General features: G+C 70.8%; 1 protein-coding gene. It reads left to right on the top strand.

Annotation, left to right across the window (positions count from 1 at the left end; translation table 11 throughout):
• Positions 1–68: 68 nt before the first annotated feature.
• Positions 69–480, top strand: a 412-nt coding sequence (locus tag AUL38_RS15915) for a biotin/lipoyl-containing protein (RefSeq protein ID WP_304438386.1), incomplete at its 3' end; no start/stop codon positions are given.

The following is a 480-nucleotide window of genomic DNA, read 5'->3' as shown; positions in this document are numbered from 1 at the left end:
GGTCGCACCCGGCCAGCAGGTCGGCGCGAACGAGGTGCTCGCTGAAGTGATTCCAGTTGCGGGCGCGGGTGACGGCTCAGGTGCACCTCGACGGCCGGAGCGCACGCGTGCACTTCGCATTCGATGCGCGTGCCGCGAGTGCACGTGATGGCAGCATCGACGGGGCGATCCGCCTCGCAAGCGACGGCGCCGCATGGCGCTTCGAGGACGTCGTACTTGAGCGGGTCGCGCGCAGCGACGCCGCCGCACCCGAACTGCTGTCACCCATGCCCGGCGCGGTCGTCGCGATTCACGCGGAGGACGGCGCGAGCGTGACAGCGGGCCAGCCCGTGCTCAGCGTCGAGGCGATGAAGATGGAGCATGTGCTGCGCGCCCCGGTCGACGGCAGCCTAGTGCTGCGGGTCGCACCCGGCCAGCAGGTCGGCGCGAACGAGGTGCTCGCTGAAGTGATTCCAGTTGCGGGCGCGGGTGACGGCTCAG

The organism is Leucobacter sp. G161, assembly GCF_001482305.1.
In the GTDB taxonomy this organism is placed as follows: domain Bacteria; phylum Actinomycetota; class Actinomycetes; order Actinomycetales; family Microbacteriaceae; genus Leucobacter.
Note: the sequence above shows the minus strand (reverse complement) of the source record. Positions and strands in the feature narration are given on the sequence as shown.